Origin of the sequence: Haloarcula rubripromontorii (assembly GCF_001280425.1) — an archaeon.
Classification (GTDB): Archaea; Halobacteriota; Halobacteria; order Halobacteriales; family Haloarculaceae; genus Haloarcula; species Haloarcula rubripromontorii.
Map to the genome: position 1 here is coordinate 1 of NZ_LIUF01000014.1, position 24873 is coordinate 24873.

The window sequence follows — 24873 nt, forward strand, 5'->3', positions numbered from 1 at the left end:
GCTGCGGACAAAGGATACGACTGGATGGATTTACGCGACAAACTCCGCGAAGAGGGCGTGAGACCGCTGATCAAACATCGTGAGTTCCGACCCATCGATCACGCGCACAACGCGCGGATCGATGGGCCTCGATACCGCCAACGAGCGATGTGTGAGACCGTCTTCTCCACGATCAAGCGCACGCTCGGCGACGCCGTGCGTGCGCGAACTTGGTACGGTGAATTTCGTGAACTCGTCCTGATGTGTGCGGTTCACAACATCAAGCAATCTCTAAAACAGTGAAATCGAACCACGTCTGGCGATTCACCACGGCCATATATTCATAAGGTTGTCAAGATATCTCAGCGGTACGTATCCCGGGGACATGACGAGGATCGGGTCCGTTCGGAGATGGAACAGTGTCTGTGCCACACAGTAGGCGGCCTCTCCCCTGCGGAGCGCGCTCTACTTTTTTTACCATGGGGTTACATTCTTGATACGTAACTGGATGATCAGACGCGAGCTATGACAATCGATCAATTAGAGGCGTACGGACTTGAGCGGATGGACGACGAGGAGATCCAGGAGTTTCTCGCCACACACTCAACCGGCGTCCTCGGGCTTCCGACAACAGATGTTCCGTATCTGCTGCCGCTATCGTACGGCTTCGACGATGGGGCGTGTCTCTACTTCACGTATCTGCTGGGCGAGTCGAGTCAGAAAGCGGAACTAACTGAGCGGGCCGGCCGCGGCCGGTTTCTCGTTTACGAGATCGACACCGCGTTTGAGTGGCAGAGCGTGATGCTTGCCGGGGATATCAACAGTGTCCCAGAAGACGAGTGGGGGGAGATTACGGCGATGACACAAAACGCCTGGCGACCCAATACGCTCCAGACGGCCACCACGTCCGGCGGCGTCGCGCTTTACGAATTCGAGATAACGGACCTCGCCGGAATCAAGCAGACCGGATTGGCGCCCGACTTTCGGGAGAACATCGAGCCGTGACTGTCGGTTGCTCGTGGTACCCGGACGACAGTACTGAAATGACGATGATCCTGCCCCAGTAGAAACTGGCAGATTCCGCTGTGGACGGCCGCTACGTGTAATGTGGAGTTACTAACTGAGGACTGTCAGTAGATTGAAATAGGATGGGCACCCTTCGTCTAGTATGTACGACACGATTGTGGTTGCCATCGACGGCAGTGCTGATGCGAACCGCGCGACGACCCACGCAATTGAACAGGCCGAGCAGCACGGTGCAAAGCTTCACGCCGTTTTCGTCGTCGACACGGATCGGCACTCCGAACCGGCCCTGAGCAGTATGGAACTTGAGACGATCGAGATCGAGGAGTGGGGGAACGATGAGCTGGCAGAAGTCGCCGAAAGAGGCGACGCAGTTGACGTCGAGGTGACCACTCGATGCTGCCACGGGAAACCGTACGTGGAGATTATCAGCTACGCAGACGAAGTCGACGCCGATCTGATCGTGCTCGGCTACCACGGCCATTCTCACAGCAAAGGCAACCAGATCGGCAGTGTGACAGACCGGGTTGTCCAGAACGCGGGGCGGCCGGTGCTGGTGGCTACCTGAGAAGGCGACAGACCCGTTCGAACAGGGATTCGTCGGCGGAGGTGTGTCTGAGTCCATCCGTATAAGATTCAGCCGAACACCGCCGGCGACCGAAACCGATTCCAGTGCTACTGCTCGAAACAGACTATTGAGAGATGCTCCAACCGACGGCTGACTGGATCGGTCCCGGTCAATCTGCAGTGTTAATCGCCGTACTGGGCCTCGCTACACTCGGAACGCTGGCGCTGTTTGTCGTCGCAGCAGTCAGTACACGCCGACGCCGGTCACGGCCGTACGTGCTGTTGACCGTCGCTATCGGGTTACTGGTCGTCCGGTCCGTGGTCGGCATCGGGACCGTTCTCGGTGTCGTCCCAATGGTCGTACACCACCTCACTGAGCACGGGTTCGACTTCCTGATCGCGCTGCTGGTACTGAGTGCGATCTATTCAGTCGCGCCGCCGAGCGTCCCCGACTGACCGGCGTTTCGACGGTCGCACCATGAACCATTTGGTGTCGTTCAGTGTACTACCTCGTATGTCCAAACATACGACAGGGTTCACACGGCGATGCTTCTTAGCCGGGGCTGGGACTGTGGCAGTCGTCTCGCTTTCGGGGTGTCTGGGAACCAGTGAGGAGATGGACCCGGTCAGCATCGAAAGCGGCCAGAACTGTGACCAGTGTGGAATGGTTATCGACCAGCACCCGGGACCAACTGGCCAAACGTACTATCAGAACAATTCGCCCGAGGGCCACGACCCGCCGGCACGGTTCTGCAGTACGACCTGCACGTATCGCCACCGGTTCGCCAAAGAACAGTCGGGGTGGACGCCCGCGGAAACGTTCCTCACCGACTACAGTACAGTTGACTACGAGACCCGGACCGACGGGGGAAAGACAATCATCTCCCGACATCCGGGGCGAGAAGCCTTCGCTTCGACGGAAAGCCTCACCGTCGTCGCGAACTCCGAGGTAGAGGGTGCGATGGGGACCGCTATCGTTCCGTTTAGCAACAGCGGGGACGCCGCGTCGTTTGCCGAAGAGTACGGCGGTCAGACACTTCCCGCGGATGAGATATCGCGGGAACTGGTCGGCGGGATGTAGGCGAGTTCCCACGCGGTGAGAACGTTCGATACCCTGTTGTCTCGGTGGGTGGAACGCTGTCTTGAAAACAATGTCCACGGTTACTGAGCAAGTGCGCTCCCACGTCGAGTCTAAACCGGGAGTTCATTTTAACGCGCTTGCAGCAGACCTCGATATCGCGACCGGACAGGCACAGTATCACCTGCGGAAACTGCGCCGTGCCGGCGATATCGTCGCCGAAGAGATTCAGGGTAAAACACACTATTACAGCCGGGAGTACGACCCCTGGGAGCGGCGTGTACTCGCCTTTGCCCGGCGGGAGACTGCGCGGACGATTCTCTTGCATCTTCTGGAAGCGGAGTCCCTGTCAGCAGACGAACTGACCGACCGGCTGGGCGTCGCCCGGAGTACGGTCTCCTGGCACGTTTCGGCACTGGCCGACGCAGAGATACTCGAGAAGTCGTACGGTGACCGGGGTCGTGTCGTCGTGACCCTGACTGACCCGGACGAGACACAGCGGCTGCTTTCGGCGGTTCGCCCGTCGCTTACGGACCGTCTTATCGACCGGTTCACGCGGCTGGTCGACGAAGGGCTCGCGGCCGCGACAGACGACGGCTGAACTCAGGCCGCATCCGTCGCAAGCATCGCCCCCACAAACGTGAGTCCCCACCAGAACAGCAACGAGAGGGCGGCGACCCACGTCGGGACGAACGCCGACCGGCCCGGAACAGCCACGTACAGGACCTGGTCGAACACGAGTCCGCGGTAGGCTCCCGCCGGGGTCATGGCGAGCGCCCCGCCAAGGGTGCCCGTTGTGACACCGGCGTCAAGCGCTGCGAACACCGCCAGATCGCTTCCGACAGTGAGGACAAGCAGCCCGGCGAGTGCGAGCACGAGCGCTCGGCCCCGGCTGCCGGCGAGCGCTGACAGCAGGAACGCGATAGTCAGCGAGGAGAGCGCATACAGGACAGTCAGCGCGATAAATCGGATAAACAGGACCGGTGAGTCGACACCGCGATGACTCGCAAACACCGTCGTTTCCGGTCCTGCTGTCGTCGCCACGTTGATGCCCAGCGCCAGCAACGGGACGACGACAATAGTGAGCAACAGCAGGGCGCGGCCCGCGTACACTCCGCCGACGTACGACCACGTCGATAGCGGGTAGGTGTCGAGGATATCGAGTTCGCCACGGACGGCGGGGTCAGCGATCGCACGATAGCCGACAGCAAAGGCAAGCGTCGGCACGAGGACTTCGACGGCGACGAGGGTATCAACGACGGTTGGAACGTAGCCGCCGGCTGGGCCACCGCCGGCATGGGCGAGGCCGAACAGGACACTCCCCGTGACCACACCGAGCGCGATATAGGTGCGTGTCCTGACTGCGCTCCGGACTTCTCGGACGAAGACCGTCCAGAAGCGGTTGCCCGCTGTCATGGCTCCTCTCCCCCCGGTGCAGCGACAGTGGCTCTGTCCTGTTCTAGAAGCGCTGTAAACGTCTCGTGGAGCGGCCCGCCGGTCTGTTCCCGCAGGGATGCAACCGACCCGGTTCGGACAAGGCGACCGGATTCGAGCACAACCAGTCGGTCAGCCGTTTGCTCGACGAGTGGCAGTTCGTGCGAGCACAGAACCACGGCACGGCCGGCGTCGGCAATCGATTCGACGATGTCGAATATCAGTCGGCTCATCGCCGGGTCGAGCCCGCTTGCTGGTTCGTCGAGCATCACAATCGGCGGGTCACCGGCCAGTGCCTGTGCGATTCCCAGAAGGCGCGTCATTCCCCCGGAGAGTCCTGAGACGGGACGGCTGGCCACTTCTTCGAGGCCGACACGCTCAAGCAGCCGGTCCGGGTCGTCGTCGACGAGGTCCGCGTAGAATCCGGCCGTCTCCCGGACGCTGAACCCCGGTCGGAAGGTCGGTCGCTGTGGCAGGTAGCCCAGTTGCCGTTCGGCATCGGGGCCGCTGTACGAGATAGTCCCGCTGGTGGGTCGCTCGACGCCCAGAAGCATGCGCAGGAGCGTCGTTTTCCCGGACCCGTTCGGACCGATGAATCCGGTGACGGCGTTCGACGGGATGTCGAGCGATACTTCTGAAACGGCCGTCACGTCACCGTACGATTTCGTGACTTCCGCCGCCGTGAGATACGTCTCGCCAGTCATACTGGGACCTCCGTGGCTGTCTCGTTTCGAAGACGCCTGACGGTCTCGGGATTCGCAGGGTCTGACAGGGGTGCCCTGTCGACGATACTTCCCCGGCGAAAGCCGGGCGTGGTGCCACGAAGCGCTCGGAGACCTCGGACGCTCGGTGCCGACCTGAGGACGATGGCGGCGTCAGTCTGATGGAGCTGACGGTCGACGGAATCGGTGGGTGAGTAGGACTGTGCCAGCACCGGGCCAGTCCCGCCAGTGAGGTCGTACGCGCCGCTCCAGTAGTTCCCTCTGCCGTCGTGCGTGTACACACGTAGCGGCCCCGGTCCCGAGACAGCGTGACGGTCGTTCGCGATGAAATCGTTCTCGGTGACGATGTTCGACGGGACGACTGTCGACGCTCGCACGCCGATGTCGTTCCCGTAGAGGACGTTGTGTTCGTACAGGGACCGGTCGGCGTTGGTTGACATCGCCTGGGTAGTGTCGACTACCACGTTGTGCGCAATATAGCTCCGGGAGCCGGCTAACATGACGCCACTCCCGGAGTGGCGCACGTCGTTCCCGACGATGGCGTTCGCCACGGGGTTCGTCATGACGACGACGCCGGCGTACTCCTGTCCCCGGGCGACATTGTCGGCGACGAGCGACCGCGAGGTGTACATGAGGTGGACGCCGAAGCGGTTGTCCCGGAACGTGTTGTTCCGGACGGCGGTCCCGTCGGCCCGGTGGAGATACACGCCGTCACGCCCGCCGTTGAAGACCGAATTCTGCACGACAACCGGTCCATGCATTCCGATAACACCCATGAATCCATCCTGCCAGTCTGCCGTCCCGTTGACCGTGACGTTCTCGACGACCGAGCCGGAGGCCTGTCGCAGAACGACGCCGCTTGCGGGCGTCTCGACGGTGAGGTTCGCAACGTACAGTCCGGAGACGTTGCGACCGGTCACGGCGGCATCGCTGTTTCCGTAGGCAGTCGTCACAGTCGCGTCCCAGGCGCTGTCGTTGGTCTTCGTCGGGTCGCCGACCGTCGTGTTGCCGACACCGACGACGTTGAAGCCGGTGACACCGACCCGGTCTGCGGTCACGGTGACGACAGTTCCGTTCTCCCCACCGTCAAGCGTCGCTCCGGGGCCGCTGAGGGTGAGTGGCTTGTCTATCGTCACCTGCTCGTCGTACGTGCCGGCGGGGACGACGACTGTCGTGTTCGGCGGGGCCGCATCGACGGCCGCCTGTACGGTCGGAGCATCGGTTCCGACCTCGACCGAGACAGGTCGATCTCGACGCTGTCGTGCCGCCCGTACGGTGGCGTTCGCATCTTTTTCCCGCGGACCGACCTGTTGTCGGACTGTTGCCGCCTGTTCGAGGTCGAACGACCGGGTTTGGAGTGTGTCCCAGTCGATGATTTGCCCGCCACAGCTATCGGCGAACGCTGCGGCGTCGTCCCGGTCAGCAAAGGGCACAACCGCCGGCCCAGACGGGACCCGCGCCGACCCGTCGACGACGTAGTGGGCCTGATTGGCCTCGACCCAGTCCGGCGGCGTTGCGGTCCGAAGCGAGCCATCGTCGCCGCACCTGACCGGCCGGTCGCTGTAGTCGGAAACGTACACCGCGAGCGGATACCCGAACTGCTGCTCGTGTCCCGGCTCCGTGAGCGCTGTCACAGCCTGACCGATACCGACGTAGCCGACGACGTAGCGGTACTGCGAGTAGAAGACTTGCGCGCGCGGAACGCTGATGCTCCGATTCCGGGCGATCTGTTCGTCGGCCGCCGTAACACCGCGTTGCACAGTGTTGTCGAACGCCACCGGGTCGGGGCGGGCGCTGGTGGTGTCGACGGCAAACGACGCAGCGAAAACCAGTGTACTGAGAACTACCGCGAGTAGCGCGAAGACTTGCACAGTCGTCAGAGCTGGTCGCATCTACCGGCACTACAGGCGATGTGCCATTACAGTATGTGGTGTGGCTCTCGAAACTGGCAGCGCACCCGCACACGGTCAATCACACCAGACCGGAACCCGGCTCTGGGGGCGTTCGAGTAGTGTCGGCATCCTCTCCGTCATAAAGTCGCCTACGTTTTACCGGTCGGCTACTTGTAGCTGCGCGCTCATTATTCAGCGTAACAATGGGCACCGATCAAAACCGAAATCCCCGTGCCGAGCAGACAGTCTGTCCGTACTGCGGCGTCGGCTGTACGATACAGTACGCGGACAACGGAAAGGCGACCGGCACAGCGGGGCCAGTAAACACGAAAGGGGAGATCTGTCCGAAGGGCGGAGCCGCGTACGACGTGGTCGAACACGAGGACCGGCTAACCCAGCCACTCGTCCGTGCGAACGGGCAGTTCGCCACTGCGCCCTGGGAAACCGCCATGGCTCGCGTGGCCGACCGGCTCGGGAATATCATCGACCAGCACGGGCCAGACGCCGTCGAGTTCTTCGCGTCCTCGAACTGCACGAACGAGGAAAATTACGTCTTTCAGAAGATCGCGCGGATGCTCGGCACCAACAACGTCGACAACTGCGCTCGCCTCTGTCATTCGTCGACGGTCGCCGCGATGAGCGAGCGGTTCGGTGCCGGGGCGATGACGAACACGCTCGATGACCTCGCGGAAACCGACTGTCTGCTCGTCACCGGGGCGAACCCGGCCGAACAGCACCCTGTCATCTTCCGGTCGTACTTCCTGCCGGCGATTCGAAACGGGGCGACGCTCATCCATATCGACCCGCGCGAAACGGACACGACCGATGCCGCCGACATCCACCTCGACGTCCGTCCCGGATACGATATCCAGCTCCTCAATTCGATGGCGAAGGTCGTTCTCGACGAGGACCTCGTCGACGAGTCCTTTATCGAGGCCCGAACGACCGGCTATTCGGAGTTGACGGCACATCTCGACAATGTCGATATCGGATTGGGTGCCGACGTGGCCGGCGTTGACCCGGAAGCCGTTCGAGAGGCGGCCCGAGCATACGCCGAGGCCGATACGGCGGCAATCGTCACCGGGATGGGAATGAGCCAACACACGTGCGGGACCGACAACGTCCACGCGCTGTTGAACCTCGCGCTGTTGACCGGCAACGTCGGTCGCCCGGGAACCGGTGTGAACCCGCTCCGTGGCCAGAACAACGTTCAGGGGGCCGGCGACGTTGGCGCGCTTCCCAGCGTGCTCCCCGGCTACGAACCCGTTACCGACCCGGATGCTCGACAGCGTGTCGCCGACGAGTGGGGTGTCGAACCGCCGAGCGAACCCGGCCTGACGGAGACGGCGGCGACACACCAGTTCGGTGATTCGGTCAAGGCCGCAGTCGTGTTCGGCGAGAACCCGGCTGTCACAGAACCGAACGCCAGTTCCGTCAGGGCCGGCTTCGACGACCTCGATTTCTGCGTCGTCATCGATCTCTTCGAGACAGCGACCGTCGACCACGCGGATGTCGTGCTTCCGGGAAGCAGCTGGGCGGAGAAAGCGGGGACCGTGACCAATACGGACCGGCGGGTGATGCGGATGCGGCCGAACGCCGATCTGCCCGGAAACGCCCGCCGGGACCTCGATATCCTCACAGACCTCGGTCAGCGGTTGGTCGACCAGCCGGGCGAGTTCGACTACGACGGGCCTGAAGCGGTGTTCGAAGAACTAACGCGGGTCAATCCGCTGTACGCCGGCATGAGTTACGACGGCATCGGTCGGAGCTACCAGCGCTGGCCGTTCCCGGCAGACGCCGATTCCGGAACCGACGTGCTCCACACGGAGACGTTCGCCTCGGGCGAGCAAACGGCACCGCTACGCCCGGTCTCGCCGACGCCGCCAGCCGATGCCGTCTCCGGGGACCAGCTCGTGCTCACGACGGGACGCACGCTCCAGCACTTCAACAGCGGCGCGCTCACTCGCCGGTCGGAGACGCTCATGCGAATGCGCGGAGAGGACGTACTCGAAATCCATCCGGACGACGCTGCCGCCCGCGATATCGAGGACGGCGATGCTGTTGTCGTCGAGAACGGCCGGGGCAGCGTGACGGTGTCGGCAGCTGTGACGGCGGCTATTCGGCCCGGTGTCGTGTTCTGTACGTTCCACTATCTGGACCCGCTCGCAAACGCCCTTACCGGTGACTCGCTCGATCCAGTCGCCGAGATTCCCGAGTACAAGCATTCGGCAGTGCAGGTGCGAAAGCCATCGGCCACATAGGCTCGCCGACGAATCCGGAGAGGCCACGGGGCCTGGCTGGAGGGCCAGAGCAGGTCTTGCGGGCGGTGTGAGACTCGCCGAGGGGGCACGATAGCATGCATCCCGGCGGCTGGCGTTCGACAGAGGGCTGTTCTTCAGAGTAGTGGAGCGGCTTGCGAATATATGGGGTATAAAACAATTACTACGTTTCCCAGGGCAGTGGAGTAGGCACAATGGTGATTCCACTCGGACGTGTATCGCTACCTATGATTGGCAGTCAATCAAACAGGAAACTCAGTGCGGCTTTCGTACTCGTCCAGGGCGTGGTAACTGCGCTCTTCCCGCAGATAAGTATCAAACTTATCAAGCGTATGATCGGGAAGAACTTCGACAATGCGTCCGAACTCGAAGTGAAACCAGCGTATCGCCGACAGTTGCGCGCGGTTGGCGTGGGGATGATCGCCGCAGCCGGGACGGATCTACTGTTGCAGAGCACTGCCGAAAAGGAAAGCGAGCCGTCCTTGGCTGGTGAAGATAGCGAGTAACACCGGCAACCACGGAAGACGGATATCACTGGGTGCGAGTCAGGCCCGGTGCAGAGCCGTCGATCACTCCAGTCTCACGACGCGTGCAGCACCGACCACGTTTAATCGTCGCTGTCGACAGGTGCCTCGGTGCCGGCGTCGCGGACCTGTGTGGCTTCACTCTCCACGTTGACGCCTTCCCAGTCGTGGTCCGTGTGGAACCCCTCGCGTTCTTTCGCACTCTGGGCGACACGGATGAACTCCGCCTTGTCGCGGGCCGCAGCGATGGTCTGTCCGCCACAGTAGGAGAGCCCGGAGCGAATGCCGGCACAGAACTCCTCGGCCACAGCAGCGACCGAGCCTTTGTACGGGGTCAGTGCCTCGACCCCCTCGTCGGCGCTGACGTTGTTCTGCTTGTCGTCACGGTCCTCGGCCGCGGCGGTAGTCGCCATCCCCCGCGACCGCTTGTACCGCGTCCCATCGACTTCGACGATAGCACCGGGGGCCTCCTCCGTGCCGGCAAAGAGGCTTCCGAGCATCACGGTATCGGCTCCGGCCATGAGAGCCTTCACCGCATCACCAGACGTGCGGATTCCGCCGTCCGCGCAGATGGTGACATCCAGATCTTCGGCGGCTGTAGCACAGTCATCGACAGCGGTCAGCTGGGGGACGCCGGCACCCGCGACCTTCCGGGTGGTACAGTGTGACCCCGGTCCGATGCCGACTTTGACGCAGTCGGCTCCGGCGGCGGCTAGGTCTTCGACACCTGCGGGCGTCGCGACGTTGCCGGCGATGAGGTCAGTGTCGGGAAATTCGTCGGCGAGCGTCTCGACGGCATCAAGCGCCCGCTCAAGATGGCCGTGGGCTACGTCGACGACGAGCGCATCGACACCGGCCACAATGACGGCCGCGCTCCGCGCAACGTAATCCTCGTTAATGCCGACGGCAGCACCGACCTGTTCGTCCGCAGCTTTCACCTGCTCGACCTGTTCGGCCTGTTCTTCAGGCGTCAGGAACCGGTGCAGCACCCCGAACCCACCTGAGCGTGCAAGCTCGATGGCCAGTTCTGCCTCGGTGACGGTGTCCATTGCGGCGGAAACCAGCGGCGTGTCTAGCTCGACAGTGGGAGTAAGCGGCGTCGAGAGGTCGATGTTGCTCCGACTGTCGACCGGTGACCGCTTTGGGACAAGCAGAACGTCACCATAACTCAATCCAGTACGTAACTCGTTCATGCCCCGCTACTAGTGTCCGGCCTAGAACAAAAGTAGGTCGGATTGGAGCGTCCCTTCGGAAGCGTGAGTAGCCGAAACAGAGGTTATGCTCCAGCATGGAAGCGGATGACGGGTGGCGGTGGGCACCGTGTGTGCCACCCACTGCAGTCAGAGGCACGTTCGGGTTCTGGACCAAGGCATGGGGTGAAGCGCGTGGGCTCGAAGTATGAAGAAGCCCAAAGCGAGGACCAGAACCCGTATTTGTGTAATATCCCGTTCGTCATATCTTTTGTGGTAAGTCCTAACACAGTGGCAGTTCCGTACAATCCAGTCAGCCCCGGAACACACGGCTCCGCCGATCACACGAACAATGGTACGTTGCTGTGGGGTGGGAGAGGTGGGTGCAACGCACCATCGGAAATCGTCGTAACTGACGACAGGTTCCAGCCCGGGCAATCGTGTGGGAGAAGCCAACGCGATTGGACAGGCCAGAACCCACCTAGCTCCGCTACCAGTATGTATAAAACGCTTATGGGATCCGCTCGCCGTCTGTTGGTTTGACTCAAGTCACACAGTTCTCACAGCCGGTAGGTCTGTCTGGTCACATCAGCATTACATCCAAATTCTACCAGCAACGGAATGGTGGGCAGCCGGGGGGAGTGTGCACCGCACCATTCACGGTCGTCATCCACGACGACGGGTTCTGGACCCGGGCCGTTTGATCAGGGTGCCCGGATTCAGTGTGGGAGAGGTGGCGCGGGAACCAGAACCCTATTACAGACAATACAGTCGCGTAGAAATAACAGCTGTGACGTTTTATCCCATTTTATTGGCTCTGTAATTACTGAGCTTCCGCAATCGTGGCATCGGCATTCGTGATAAGCGCGCACCCGCTTGTCAGCCGGGGTTATTATTCCACGGTTTCGAGACCCGTAATCTCGAATCGTGTCCCACCTATCGAGCTCTCAGTTGCGCGAATATCCCAGCCATGAGCGTCGACGACTCGTTTGACGATGTTGAGGCCCAGACCAGTCCCTGATTCGGAAGTCGAGTAGCCGGCCTCGAACACCGTTTCCCGGTCCTCTTCGGGGATTCCAGGGCCATCGTCTTCGATGTAGAATCCGTTGGCGTCTCCGAAAATCTCGCCGACTACGACAGTGACGTCTAGACCTGCGTGATCAATCGTGTTCCGGAACAGGTTTTCGAGCAGGTGCCGGAGTTGGTCGGTGTCAGCTTTTATCAATGGCTGGGTATCGGCCCCGTAGTCGCAATACAGCTCGGCCTCGTCCGCAGGGTCAGATACGAGCTCCCACGCAGCCTCAGCGACTGCGTCGATTGCAACAGGCTCCAGTGACCCGATATCTTGTTGCTCCCGCGCGAGCCAGAGGAGGTCCTCGACAATGCGTTCCATCCGATCAGTCGCGGTCTCGATCACATCGAGATGATCGCTCGGCTGTTCGGCTTGAACGAGCTCAAGCCGACCTTGGATGACGTTTAGCGGGTTCCGCAGGTCGTGGCTGACAGTTGCGGCAAACTGCTCTAGCTGCTCTTTTTGATCCTGTAGTTCCCGTTCACGTCTCGTACGTTCGGCTATGTTTCGACCGGTGCCGACAAGCCCTAGTAGAGTACCGTCTGAGTCAGTTAGTCGGTCAGCGGTGAACTCGTGGGGAGCGCGGTTCCCCTCCGCGGTAAGGAACTCCGCTTCGATGGTCGAGTGCCCCGTTGTGAGTGCCTCGTCGATTGCTTCGGCGACTGCGTCCTGTTCGTCTTCCGGAAACAGGCTGGCCACGTCGAGATTCGTGATTTGCGCATCGGTGTATCCAGCCAGGGTCGCGAAGTGTTCGTTACAGCGCTGGATGTTGCCCTCAGAATCAAGCACGTAGAATATGTCGGCAAGTGAATCAAGAGCCTGGTCGATAAACGTCCGCTCTGTTCGGAGTTCATCTCGGATCTTTAGCGAGTGCATGGCGTGCGAGATGCTATGTCCGAGTTCGGCGAGTAGCTCCTGTTCGTCCTCTGCAAAAGCAGACGGACGGGAGGAATAGACGCACAGAAGGCCGTACAGCGTGTCATTGTATTCCAGCGGGACCGCAGCGCTGCTTCGATAGTCGCGTTTGAGTGCTTCCTCTCGCCAGACCTCGAACGCCGGGTCATCTTGGATATTTTGCGACGTAGCAATGCGTCGGTTCTGGACGGCCCTGCCCGCGGGCCCCTGTCCGGTCGGAGAGTCGTCCGCCGTGACAACGATAGTATCGAGATACTCGTCTTCGACGCCGGCGCAGGCCTGTGGCTCGATTCGGTCCGTCTCAGGATCATGCTCGCCGATCCATGCGAAACGGTAGGGCTCAGAGTTGCTAATGATCTCACAGACGCGCGTTTCGATCGCCGAGAGCGAACTCGCCCGGATGAGGGCCTGGTCGATACTGCTCACGAGGGCGCGGACCCGTTCAAGTTCAGCAGCGCGCTGCGTGGTGCGGTACTGCTCGACGGCGTTTTCGATACGATTTGCGAGGAGTTCGTATCGTTCCGTGCCGTGTCCTTTCCGCAGATAGTCGGTTGCACCGGCGGCAATAGCGTCGCTGGCGACCGCTTCGCTCCCCTCACCGGTAAATAGAATAAACGGGAGATCAGGGTACTCCTCACGGACGGTTTTGAGGAGTTCGATGCCGTCTTTCTCAGGCATCCGGTAATCGCTGACAATACAATCAATAGAGCGCGTTGCAAGTCTGTCGAGTCCTTCAGAAGCACCCGCTGCAGGTATGACAGTGAGTTTATCTGATTGCTGTGCGAGTATTTCCGATGCCACATCTAAAAAGTCCGGTTCATCATCGATATGAAGCACAGCAATATCTGACATCTCTGAGACGATACCGACTGTACCGACCTCCGGAGGATAAAGTTGCTGACCCGAATATCAGAACGTATACTCTAATATGAGGCGTCGTACATTTTCAATGGCGAAAAATTCTCATTCTGGTCTGTCCGAAGCGCGTGATCTCTGAGCTTAGCTGGTTACAAGAGTATCATAGATAAGAACCGGAACACTCGATTGATAAAAGGCCACTACGTAGTGGTTCCAATGGCCTATACAGGAGACAGGACTCCCGATTCCATTCAGGTTCTCTATGTAAACAACGATGGTGAGTTTGCTGAGCTAGCACAGACGAAACTCACACATCTCTCATCGGACTTTGACATGACGGCTGTCGGGACTGTGGCGGCTGCTCTCGATTCGCTCGCAACATCGTCTATCGATTGTGTGGTCACCTCGTATTCACTGCCGGACGGGACGGGAATCGACCTCCTGAATCGGCTCGAGGCTGGCGGGTACGAACTACCGACGATTCTATTTACGGGCCGCGGGAGCGAGCGAATTGCGAGCGAAGCGACACAGGCGGGTGTCTCCGATTACATTCCGATCCACGCGGGCCAGAACAGTTTCGAGTTGCTCGCGGGCCGCATCCAGACGCTCACCAAGGCCGCTCGCAAACAAGCGGCCGCCGAGCGGCTATCCGACCGCTTCCAACGAACCTTAGAGCGGGCAACTGACGCGATTTATGCCGTCGACACCGAATAGCGTATCGAATATGTAAACGAGAAGATGGCAAAACGCGTCGACCGCGACCCAAAGGCCATCGTCGGTACGGTCATCTGGGAAGAGTTTCCCTCAACAGTTGGAACGGAACTCGAAGAGAAATACCGAACGGCGATGGAAACCGGCGACCCGGTGTCGTTCGAACAGTACCTCGGCGAACCGTTGAATTACTGGGTCGAAGTGCGGGCATTCCCGGACGATGACGGTCTCACCGTCTTTTCACGTGAAACAACGGCCGAGCGGGAGCGAGAACTGGAACTGGAACGCAGTGAAACGATCCTCGAAACCATCCACGACGCCGTGTTCGTCCTGAACGATGACGGGACAATCGAATTCGCGAACGCGGCGTCAAAACGGCTGATTGCCGGGGAAGGGGCAACGGAGATCGCGGGGCAGCAGTTAGAGACAGTTGTAGGTAACCGGGTTTCCACGTCTGATGCGGAGCAGTTTACATCTGCCGTCCGCTCAACGCTCGCTGACAGAGAAGGTGACAGTGGTGTCACGGGGTTGTACGACGCGGACTTGCAAATCGATATCACGACCGGTGGCAATAAACGGACATTTGATGTGCGGGTGACACCATTTCACAGCGACAAGCGCAATCAGGCGCTTGTCGTTGCTCGGGACATCACGAACCGAAGCGAAGTCAAGCGGCAGTTAGAGCGGGAACGCGACGCGCTCCGGGAACTCCAGAATATCATGGCAAGCAGCGATGTCTCGGCCGAAACACGCCTTCACGAGCTTCTCGAACTGGGGTGTCAAACGCTCGGTCTCGATATCGGTATCGTCTCACATATTCAGGGCGATGAGTACACGGTCAAGGCAGTGCACGCGCCGACTGCCGATATCGAATCCGGGGACCAGTTCGACCTCGAATCGACATACTGTAAAGAGGTCATCGACACAGATGCTGTCTGTTCGTTCGCAGATGCGGTCAGTGATGAGAGAGAAACCCACCCCGCGTATCGTGAATTCGAGTTAGAGTCGTATATCGGCGTCCCACTCGTCGTTGACGGGACTCGGTACGGGACGGTCAATTTTTCGAGTCCCGCAACGCGGGTCGCTCCCTTCGGAGCGCTCGAACGGACGTTCGTGAAGCTACTCTCAGAGCTCGTGAGCGCCGAAATATCGCGTAGCCAAGACCGGACAGACCTCCAGCGACAGGAGTTCCTGTTCGAACGAGTGCAAGACATCGCGGATATCGGTGTCTGGGAGTACTACCCGTCTACAGGCGACCTCGACTGGTCTGATGGAGTGCGTCAGATTCACGGGGTCGAGGACGATTACGAGCCGATCATCGACGACGCAATCGAGTTCTACCATCCTGAGGACAGGGAGACGATTACGAGGGCCGTCGAGCGGGCAATCGAGGACCGGGAGTCGTACGATCTCGATCTCCGAATCGTTCGGACAGACGGTGAGGTGCGCGATGTTCGGGCGTGGGGAGAGCGCGTCGACGAGACGCAAGACGACGAGCCTGTGCTCCGGGGGGTTTTCCAGGATATCACCGAGCGAAGAGCCGAGGAGCGCGCACACCGAGAGCTCGCAGAGGAGTACGAGGCGTTGCTCAACACCTCCGGTGACGCCATATTCATGCTCGATGTCGAGACGGCCGGTGACGAGCCGGCATTCGAGTTTGCTCGACTCAGTCCCGGCTACGAGTCGCAGACAGGACTCACGACCGAGGAGGTTCGGGGGCAAACACCGCGGCAGGTCTTCGGTGACGAGCGCGGTGCCGAACTCGCGGCGAACTACACTCGTTGCTACGAGCAGCGTGCGCCGATCTCGTATCGTGAAAAACTGGACATCGCTGACGACGCACGGTTCTGGGACACGAGCCTTGCGCCGGTTATGCTGGGTGACGAGATCGTCCGAATCATCGGTATCGCCCGTAACGTAACCGAACAGGTCAATCGGGAACGGAAGCTCGAAGCGACCAACCAGCGGCTAGAATCACTCATCGAAGCGACGCCGCTCACCGTCATGGAAATCGACACGGACGGAACAGTTACTCGTTGGAACGACGGGGCCGAGAATATGTTCGGCTGGTCGAGCGAAGAAGTGCTTGGCGAATTCAATCCGATGGTCCCAGATGAGCACCGGGCTGAGTTCGCCTCTCACCGGGAGCGTGTACTGAGTGGCAAGCAAATTCGCGGTAAGGAGGTACGGCGGGAAACGAAAGAAGGGGAAATCTTGGATCTGCTCCTGTCGGTCGCCCCGATCACGGCTCCGGACGGTGAGATAACGAGCGTACTGGCCGTGCTGGAGGATATCACTAAGCAGAAACAGTTGGAGTCGAAGCTCCGCTCACTGCAGGAGACTGCACAGCGGCTCAGTGCTGCGCAATCGAGCGACGAGGTCGGGGACATCGCCGTCGAGGCTGCTGGCGATATTCTCGGATTCGAGCTCACCGGAATCTGGGAGTACGCCGACCAGACCGACGAACTCGTCCCACTGTCGGCGAGTGCAGCCACGAGAGAGCTACTCGATGAGTTGCCACGTTTGGAAGCCGGCGAGACGCTGGCGTGGGAAGCGTTCGAGGCGTCGGAGCTACGTCGGTACGACGACCTCCAGTCCGTAACAGCACTCGATGAGGCCGACACGGAACTCAGAAGCGGCCTGTTCGTGCCTTTGGGCGGGTTTGGACTCATGGGCGTCGGCGCACCGCAAGGCCAGACCTTCTCTGAGGCGGACGTGGATCTGTTCCAGATACTGGGCGCAACTGTCGAAGCAGCGTTCACACGCGCAAGCCGCGAGACCGAACTGCAACGACAGAACGAACGGCTCGATGAGTTTGCCAGTGTCGTCGCCCACGACCTCCGCAATCCACTCTCCATTGCCATCGGCTTTCTCGACATCGTCGAGGAGACGGGCGACCTGAGTCACGTCGCCCGTATCGAGTCGGCACACGACCGCATGGAGCGGCTGATCGACGACCTCCTGACGCTATCGCGCGGTGAGACCACAGTTACGGATGCGAAACAGATCGACCTCAGGGCCGTGACGACGGAGGCCTGGGGGTACGTCGACACCGCTGAAGCGACGCTGACGGTTGCTGACACGGTCCCGACAGTGGCCGGTGATGCCAGCCGGTTGACGCAGCTGTTCGAGAACCTCTTCAGAAACGCTATCGAGCATGGCGGGGAAGCGGTCACGGTAACCGTCGGGCAGCTAGACGGCGGTGACGGGTTCTACGTCGAAGACGACGGTGACGGGATTCCCCCAGAGAAGCGTGAGGAAGTGCTCGAACACGGCGTCACATCTACCAAAGGGGGCACTGGCTTCGGCCTCTCGATCGTGGAGGACATCGCCAAAGCGCACGGCTGGAGCGTCCGCGTGACGGAGGGCGCTGCTGGCGGGGCGCGGTTCGAGTTCTGCTACTGAGAGAAGCGGTAGTAGCGACTTCTCGGTACTTCGACAGGCATGGAACCAGTTCCGGGATCGACAGAAAGAGAGCTACGGCCAGAGCCCGCGCGCTTCGTGGGCCTCAGCGATGCGTGACAGGGCGACAATATACGCCGCATCCCGCCACGTGATGTCGCGCTTTTCGAACTCCGTCCGGACTGCGTCCCAGGCCGCTCGCATCTCTTCGTCGAGTTCGTCGTTCACTCGTTCGAGTGACCACGACCGACGGTTGATGTCCTGTAGCCACTCGAAGTAGCTCACCGTGACGCCGCCGGCGTTCGCCAGAATGTCCGGAATCACGACAACATCGCGGTCAGCGAGGATGGAGTCAGCAGTGGACGTTGTCGGGCCGTTCGCCCCTTCGACGACGAAATCCGCGGCGATGTCGTCCGCGTTCGCCTCGGTGATGACGTTGCCGAGTGCTGCCGGAATGAGAACGTCGACATCGAGCGTCAGCAGTTCGTCGTTCGAAATCACGGTGTCGGCGTACTCGGTGACCGCCTCCGGTTCCTCGTCGTGTGACGGGACTGTCCCGGTATCGATGCCGGCGGGATCGTACATCGCGCCGTTCACGTCGCTGATCGCGACGACAGTCGCGCCCTGGTCGTCAAGTAACCGTGCTGCGTTCGCACCGACACTGCCGTAACCCTGTACCGCGACGGTGGTGTCCGACAGTGGCTGGTCGTAGTACTCACAGACCTGCTGTGTGATAATCGCGACGCTCCGACCGGGCGCGTCTTCACGTCCCTCGCTCCCACCGACGATCGGCGGCTTGCCGGTGACGACCCCCGGTATCGTCTCGCCCTCTTGCATGGAGTAGGCGTCCATCAGCCAGGCCATCGTCTGTGGGTCCGTTCCCATGTCCGGGGCTGGTATGTCCCGGTTCGGACCGATAACCTCGCGGAGTTCCTGTGCGAACCGGCGGGTGAGCCGTTCTTTCTCGTCTCGGCTCAGCGTTTTCGGATTGACTGCGATACCGCCTTTCGCGCCGCCGAAGGGGAGGTCCATCACCGCGCACTTCCAGGTCATCCATATTCCGAGTCCGACGCACTCGTCCCTCGTCACGTCGGGATGATAGCGGAGGCCGCCTTTGTACGGCCCTCTGACGCTATCGTGCTGTGCTCGAAACCCGGTGAACACTTCCACCGTACCATCGTCCCGCTCAATCGGGACGGTGACCTCGTGGACGTTTTTCGGGTGGTTGAGTCGTTCGACGATGTTCGGGTCGATATCGAGGTGGTCCGCGGCTCTGTGGAGTTGCAGACGAGCAGTTTCAAGCGCCGATTCGGGCTCGGACGATGTCGACGAATCTCCCGACGGAGAAGCGGAGGTCAGTTCTGGTCCCATCGTTATTCCAGCGGTGTCAGTCGGTTGCGCATTTCACCGCCGCAGTCCCGACAGTTCTCCGGTTGGCTCTCTGCAGTGATGACTGTGCCACACGCAAAGCACTCGTACGGTGTCTTCTCGTCGTGGTCTTGCTCTACATCTCTCATGTGTATTCACGAGTGACGGTTTCTAACCGCCGGTACTCAATTAAGGAATAGAAGGACATCAAAGGAATATTCAGAGGTTAAACAAAGAAGTAGGGGTAGAGTTGGTTGTTTATTATTGAACCCCTCTATTGCTCCAGACCCGAGACGCTCCGGTCTTCGAACAGTGTGGTGAACAGTTTCCGCTGTGCAGTCCGGACGTGCTGGTAGAACGCCGGTGGCGAGATCTCGAGCATCGTCGCGATGTCTTCGCCGGACTTCGTACGCGGTGACTCGAAGTAACCGCTGTAGTAGGCGGTCTGGATTACTTCGAGTTGCCGTTCCGTGAGGTCCGTGAGGAACTCCGAACCCCGGTCCTGCTCGATACCCCGTTCGAGCGTCTCCTTGCGCTTGAGTTCGACGCCGGAGAACGTGCTGTCGACCAACTGTGCGATGTTTCGAACGTCAACGCTCTGTGGTACATCGACGACAAGTGTCGTCCCGTCCGGATCGGCGGTCGCTTCCCGGAAGATAGCGCCGTGGTCGGCGAGTTCTAGGGCGAGAAACGGCTGTGACAGTTCCAGCCGCAGGACGCCGGTGTCAGTGTCACCGTCGCTTATCTCTGTCACGTCGTCAATCGTCGTCATATCAGCCGCGGCTGCCGCAACCGTTTGCACGTCAGCATCTTCGACTGTAACGAACACGCTGTTGCCGGCGGGCGCGTGTTGGATGCCACCCTCGTAGGAAAGCGTACACCCCACAGACCGGGCAAGTCGCGACAGGAGGAACCGCTCGTCATCGATGGCGAACTCGACGCGTGTCACCGAGGTCGTGAGTAGCGCGTGTTTCCGTTCGATGGCGCTGAGTGCCGAGGCAATCGTCTCGCCGAGTTCGTGCAACACAGTGCGCGTTGTCTCGTCGAACGCGTCTTTCGTGTCCGCATAGATGGTGAGAATCCCGTGCCTGAGGTCGTTGTACACGAGTGGGATACTCAGCACTGAGAGGAAGTCACGCGTGAGCGCGTCCGACCGCCACGGTGCGTTTCGGAGGTCGGCGGCAACGTTGGGGATCATCGTCACCTCGCCGGTCGCAGCCGTCTGACCTGCAGGCTCGGTTTCGGAGGCCGCGACGGCGATTGACTGACTGTCGAGATACCCCTGTTCGGTGCCGGCCCACGCTCGCGGTTCGACGGTAGTACCGCCCGGGTCGACGCTGCCGATCCACGCGAACTTGAAGCGGTCCGTGTCAGTCAGCCGTTCGCAGACAGTGTGGTTGATCTCGTCCTGTGTTTCGGCGCTGACGATCGTCTGGTCTATCTCCCGAATCGTGTTGTTAATGTGATTTAGGGCGGTCAGCTGCTCGTTTTGCCGCTGCAGTTCGCGGTCCTGTTCCCGGAGCTGGGATTCCCGGACGACCCGGTCGAGAGCGGCTTCTGCGGTCGCTGCGAGCAGATCAGTGAGTTCCTGTGTCACGTCGTCGAACACCCCGACCGCAGTCGACCCGGTGACGAACACGCCGTGAGTACCGAGCGGAATGAACATGACGCTCCGGAGGTCAGTTGCTCGGTTTTCCAGCCGATCCGACGTATGGACATCGTCGAACACGAGTGTCTCGTCGTTGACGAAGCTGTGGCTCGGAAGCGTGTCGTCGTTCGTGCGGACGGCCGGCAGCGGCCCGTGGTGTTCGGTCATTGCCTGGGACTGCGCCACAGGCTGGAGTTCGTTCGTCTCGGCGTCGTGCAGATAGATGGCACTCGCGGAGACGTCGAACACACTGAGCACGTCATCGACGATATGCTGGGCGATTTCCTGATTGGTTTCTGTGTAGAGGAACTTCCGTGCGGTCTCCTGTAGCGTCGTCAGTGCTTCCTCGCGCTGTTTCCGTTTCGTGATATCCCGGCAACTATACAGCAGCGTTCCGTCCTGAATCGAGACTTCGCGGACGTTGACGAGCAGTGTATGCTCGTGACCCGCTTTGTCGGTGACTGTACACTCGATGTTCTTGAGAACGCCCTTCTCGGCGAGTTCCGCTCGGTCGAACAGATCCTCACCGAGGAGCGTATCGATCGTTTCCTGCTCGCGAATCTCGTCGTCGGTGTAACCGAAAATGAAGTGGACGTTCGGGCAGACGTAGGTGTACTCTCCGTCCTCGTTCGTCATGAGGACGGTGTCGGTCATATTGCTGAGCGTGACTCGGTGGAGCTCCTCGGACTGGCGGAGGTCACGGTCGAGGGTGACCTGCTCCGTGATGTCGATTCCTTCGATCACAATCGAGGTGACGTCGCCGAAATCGTTCTCGACCGGCCGAACTGAAAGCTCGATAACGCGGTCTGTGGCTGTGGTCGGCCGGTGAACGACGACGTTACCGAACTGCCCGTCACGTGCGGCCTCTACGAGTTGCCGGATATCGCGTTCAGTTGCCTCGGATCTGGACCACCAGGGCAGCGTCCAGAACGGGTCACCGGTGACCGCAGCCACGTCCTCGTCAATCATCGCTCGTCCCGTCTGATTCACACGGGCGAGCGAGCCGTCCGGATCGAGGACCCACGTGGCCGTCTGTGTGTCGTGAAAGACGGCGTCGAACTGCCGTGCCCGTTCGCGCTGCTTGATCGCTCGATGAGCGGCTCGGAGTACCTTCTCGGTTCGCTCGACCAAGTCGTCTATCCGCAGGCCGTCTGTTCCTGTGAGGGAGACATAGTCGGAAACGCCGGCCTCGATTGCCTCGCTCGCCAGGGCCTCACTGCCGTCCGTCGCCCCGAGGACGACTGGAGGGTCCGGAGCCGAGTCACGGAGCTGTCGTATCAAGTCGATACCACTCCCGTCGTCGAGTGTCGCTGCCGTGACGACGCAGTCGACTGAGCGCTGCCGCACTGTGTCCAGAGCGGCCGGTGTTGTCTCGGCGGTGAGGATATCGGCCCCGGTACTCGCTGCGAGCGCATCCGAGAACGGCTCGCTCCAGTTCGTAGAACCGACCACAAGTACCTGAGCCGTGTCGAGTGGGCGCTCAGTGTTACTCATCTGACGCTCTCAGGCACGAAGCTCTCACTGTGACCACTATCGTGATGGGACACTCGTTCGTGGTGCCGCCACCTGTCGGAAACGAGAGGGTTCAGTTGCCGGAATATGGGTTTGGGGTTCAATAATAAACACCTGATGTCCGGAAGACTTCGTTGCTAAACAATTTAGTATTTGCTCATTCCTGCGGTCGTTTCGATAGAGTGCCATGGGTCGACGACCGGACCGCACGGAGGCACAAGCACACGGACGCCGACACAGGTGTCCCCACTCGTCGTTCAGCGGGCCAGCGGCTCTCGCCTCAGATCAGCTATGATGGACGTACAACGTCGCTTGATGGAGAAGAGAGCTATCAGGCACATCGAGGCACCGATGTCGGTGCCAGTGTTCCGATCCGTGACGCGGGTCTGGCACTTCCCCAGCGGAGACGCTCTGCTCGAACGTACCGGGCATCGTGACTGCCTGATTCCGGACGTCGACCGGGTCGATGTTCCAGTGCGTGACACGGAACAGGTTGCAGATGCTGTGGCACTCGATACGGACACCGCTGTTCGGATAGTAAATAAAACAGGAAATCTAGTAGTAATAAAATTTGATAGTAATTTAAATATAGGATAATAGTTCCTCGATTTAGAGCGCCGGTGTAAGCCGTTTTGTTAGTTTATTCTGTGTCCAGAAATACGATCACTATTCTGGTAAAAATAGATAGTTTTTGGTATCTCTATGAATCTCGTGGATACATGTCTGATGTAAATCCGTACCAGAGCCTGCGGACACAGATCGATGCAGCAGCACAATACGTGGACATCCCAGAGGGACAACTGGAGCGGCTGAAAGCACCCGAGCGGATACTGGAAACGAACCTCTCTGTCGAGATGGACGACGGGTCAATCGAGGTGTTCCGTGCGTATCGGTCACAGTTCAATGGCGACCGTGGCCCGTATAAGGGTGGAATCCGCTATCACCCGCAAGTAGACCGCGACGAGGTCAAGGCGCTCTCTGGGTGGATGGTCTACAAGACGGCGACGAGCGACATCCCGCTCGGCGGTGGGAAAGGCGGCATCGTCATCGACCCACGTAACTATTCGGAGAGCGAACTCGAACGAGTCACACGCTCATTCGCCAAGGAGTTGACCCCGCTCATAGGGGCCGACCGCGACGTGCCCGCACCTGACGTCAATACGGGCCAGCGCGAGATGAACTGGATCAAGGACACCTACGAGACACTCGAACACACGACCGAGCCCGGCGTCATCACGGGGAAAGACCTCGCAAGCGGCGGTAGCGAAGGCCGCGTCGAAGCGACCGGGCGGTCGACGGTCGTCGCGGCGCGTGAAGCCTTCGAGTATCTCGGCAAGGACCTCGAAGGCGCGACGGTGGCGGTCCAGGGCTACGGGAACGCCGGCTGGATCGCGGCGAAACTTATCGACGAGATGGGAGCCAATGTCGTCGCCGTGTCCGATTCGAGCGGGGCGATCTACAGCGAATCGTCGTTCGACCCCGTCGCAGTCAAAGACTACAAACGCGAAACCGGGAGTGTCGTCGGCTATCCGGACGCAGCGACGGAACTGACGAACGATGACCTGCTCACACTCGATGTCGATCTGGTGATCCCGGCCGCCCTTGAAAACGCCATCGACGAGTCTCTGGCACGTGAGATATCCGCGGACGTTATCTCTGAGGCCGCGAACGGCCCGATCACTCCCGCAGCGGACGATGTTCTCAGCGACCGCGAGACGCTTATCATCCCGGACATCCTCGCGAACGCGGGCGGCGTCATCGTGTCGTACTTCGAGTGGGTCCAGAACCGACAGCGCTTCTACTGGTCCGAAGAGCGCGTGAACGAGGAACTAGATTCGATTATCGTCAAGCAGTTCGGGAACCTCGTCGATGCCTACGAGGAGCGAAACCTTCCGTCCCTCCGAACCGGCGCATACGTCGTTGCACTCCAACGGGTCATGAACGCCAGCGAGCAGAACGGAACCTGGCCATAGAGTCCCAGACACAGTCGGACGCGCGTCTCGCTGACAGGTCCGAGGGCACTCTGTCACCAAACGGCACGATATTAAGGCCATCCAGTGACGAAGGCAACTATGCCAACCGACCGGGTCACCGTCTCTCTCGACGAGGAGACCAAAGAGACGTTAGAGGGGCTGACCGACAGAACAGGGGAGAGTCAAAGCCAACTGATCCGCGAGGCGATCGCCTTCTACGCGGCAAACTTCGACTCAACCCATGCGAGTGATAGCGACCATCTTCAGACGTACTACGAGATGCTCTCGACGGGCGAGCACGTCCTGCTGGACATCGACTTGCTGCACGCACTCCTGAACCAGTTTACCGACCCGGATGAACGGGACGAAGAGGTTCTGGAAATGATCGATCAGGTGGCACAGTACCACGCCCAGGAGTACGCCGAGCGGTTCGATTCGCTCGAAGACGTTCTCGAATGGCTCTCACTGTGTGGGTTCCTGACCGTTCGCCGCGACGAAAAAGGGAGTTTCCACGTGGTGTTCCCGTCTGAGTCGGTACGGTGGTTGATGATCCGGTTCATCCGCGGTAGTATTACTGCCCTCCCGTTCGAAATTGAAATCGAAGAGAGTGTTTCCAAAGTTCTACTGAGAGAACGAGACTCGTGAATACCCCGCCCGGGAGGGAAACCGACTCGGATCCGGTGGCGGAGTGGTGCATACTTGTTCACACACACAGCGGCGCGTACA

General features: G+C 60.3%; 18 protein-coding genes and 1 pseudogene. 11 read left to right on the forward strand and 8 right to left on the reverse strand.

The genetic code is table 11. The features are described from left to right. The 6 genes from AMS69_RS19260 to AMS69_RS19285 form a co-directional block, all read left to right on the forward strand. A partial coding sequence (locus AMS69_RS19260) for a transposase (RefSeq protein ID WP_155120015.1) occupies positions 1-282 on the forward strand: 282 nt, incomplete at its 5' end. Between the two features lie 222 nt (positions 283-504). Next, complete coding sequence (locus AMS69_RS19265; protein ID WP_053969649.1) at positions 505-984, forward strand: pyridoxamine 5'-phosphate oxidase family protein; 480 nt, start codon at positions 505-507, stop codon at positions 982-984. 163 nt (positions 985-1147) lie between these two features. After that, on the forward strand, positions 1148-1570 hold the full coding sequence (locus AMS69_RS19270; protein WP_053969650.1) for a universal stress protein: 423 nt from the start codon (positions 1148-1150) through the stop codon (positions 1568-1570). A 134-nt stretch (positions 1571-1704) separates the two neighbouring features. Further along, a complete protein-coding gene (locus tag AMS69_RS19275; protein ID WP_053969651.1) occupies positions 1705-2025 on the forward strand; it encodes a DUF7471 family protein in 321 nt (106 codons plus the stop codon). A gap of 58 nt (positions 2026-2083) precedes the next feature. Beyond that, entirely contained in the window at positions 2084-2650 is a 567-nt protein-coding gene (locus AMS69_RS19280) for a nitrous oxide reductase accessory protein NosL (protein WP_053969652.1), read from the forward strand. Between the two features lie 70 nt (positions 2651-2720). Continuing rightward, positions 2721-3248, forward strand: coding sequence for a winged helix-turn-helix transcriptional regulator (locus AMS69_RS19285; protein ID WP_053969653.1), 528 nt, complete (start codon positions 2721-2723; stop codon positions 3246-3248). Positions 3249-3250: 2 nt separating this feature from the next. Here the strand turns inward: AMS69_RS19285 and AMS69_RS19290 are convergent, their stop codons facing one another. Genes AMS69_RS19290 through AMS69_RS19300 form a run of 3 tightly spaced genes read right to left on the reverse strand, consistent with a single transcriptional unit; the run spans position 3251 to position 6695 of the window. Continuing rightward, positions 3251-4063: an ABC transporter permease gene (locus AMS69_RS19290; RefSeq protein ID WP_053969654.1), complete on the reverse strand. Its 813-nt coding sequence runs from the start codon at positions 4061-4063 to the stop codon at positions 3251-3253. After that, on the reverse strand, positions 4060-4785 hold the full coding sequence (locus AMS69_RS19295; RefSeq protein WP_053969655.1) for an ABC transporter ATP-binding protein: 726 nt from the start codon (positions 4783-4785) through the stop codon (positions 4060-4062). Before AMS69_RS19295 ends, AMS69_RS19290 begins: the two co-directional genes overlap by 4 nt. Then, on the reverse strand, positions 4782-6695 hold the full coding sequence (locus tag AMS69_RS19300) for a NosD domain-containing protein (protein ID WP_053969656.1): 1914 nt from the start codon (positions 6693-6695) through the stop codon (positions 4782-4784). The genes AMS69_RS19295 and AMS69_RS19300 overlap by 4 nt, the downstream gene beginning before the upstream one ends. A 203-nt stretch (positions 6696-6898) precedes the next feature. Between AMS69_RS19300 and fdhF the strand changes: the two genes are divergently transcribed. Continuing rightward, positions 6899-8956, forward strand: coding sequence for a formate dehydrogenase subunit alpha (gene fdhF / locus AMS69_RS19305; protein WP_053969657.1), 2058 nt, complete (start codon positions 6899-6901; stop codon positions 8954-8956). A 245-nt stretch (positions 8957-9201) separates the two neighbouring features. Then, complete coding sequence (locus tag AMS69_RS19310) at positions 9202-9480, forward strand: hypothetical protein (RefSeq protein ID WP_053969658.1); 279 nt, start codon at positions 9202-9204, stop codon at positions 9478-9480. A 101-nt stretch (positions 9481-9581) separates the two neighbouring features. Here AMS69_RS19310 and AMS69_RS19315 read toward each other — a convergent pair whose 3' ends face one another. Together AMS69_RS19315 and AMS69_RS19320 are read right to left on the reverse strand one after the other, a co-directional pair. Beyond that, positions 9582-10691 (reverse strand): guanosine monophosphate reductase, encoded by a 1110-nt coding sequence (locus tag AMS69_RS19315; RefSeq protein WP_053969659.1) that lies wholly within the window; start codon positions 10689-10691, stop codon positions 9582-9584. A gap of 889 nt (positions 10692-11580) precedes the next feature. After that, complete coding sequence (locus AMS69_RS19320) at positions 11581-13527, reverse strand: hybrid sensor histidine kinase/response regulator (RefSeq protein ID WP_053969660.1); 1947 nt, start codon at positions 13525-13527, stop codon at positions 11581-11583. 222 nt (positions 13528-13749) lie between these two features. Here AMS69_RS19320 and AMS69_RS19325 point away from each other — a divergent pair. After that, positions 13750-17649: pseudogene (locus AMS69_RS19325) on the forward strand (PAS domain-containing protein). Positions 17650-17721: 72 nt separating this feature from the next. Here AMS69_RS19325 and gdhB read toward each other — a convergent pair. The 3 genes from gdhB to AMS69_RS19335 form a co-directional block, all read right to left on the reverse strand. Continuing rightward, positions 17722-19017 (reverse strand): glutamate dehydrogenase GdhB, encoded by a 1296-nt coding sequence (gdhB, locus tag AMS69_RS19330; protein ID WP_053969661.1) that lies wholly within the window; start codon positions 19015-19017, stop codon positions 17722-17724. Positions 19018-19019: 2 nt separating this feature from the next. After that, positions 19020-19163: a rubrerythrin-like domain-containing protein gene (locus tag AMS69_RS20390; RefSeq protein WP_121513159.1), complete on the reverse strand. Its 144-nt coding sequence runs from the start codon at positions 19161-19163 to the stop codon at positions 19020-19022. 125 nt (positions 19164-19288) lie between these two features. Then, positions 19289-22156, reverse strand: a complete 2868-nt coding sequence (locus AMS69_RS19335) for a bacterio-opsin activator domain-containing protein (protein ID WP_053969662.1) — start codon at positions 22154-22156, stop codon at positions 19289-19291. Between the two features lie 737 nt (positions 22157-22893). On the opposite strand from AMS69_RS19335, the gene AMS69_RS19340 reads away from it, so the two are divergent. Continuing rightward, positions 22894-24147: a Glu/Leu/Phe/Val family dehydrogenase gene (locus AMS69_RS19340; protein WP_053969663.1), complete on the forward strand. Its 1254-nt coding sequence runs from the start codon at positions 22894-22896 to the stop codon at positions 24145-24147. A 99-nt stretch (positions 24148-24246) separates the two neighbouring features. Then, positions 24247-24792: a ribbon-helix-helix protein, CopG family gene (locus AMS69_RS19345; RefSeq protein WP_053969664.1), complete on the forward strand. Its 546-nt coding sequence runs from the start codon at positions 24247-24249 to the stop codon at positions 24790-24792. Positions 24793-24873 lie beyond the last annotated feature (81 nt).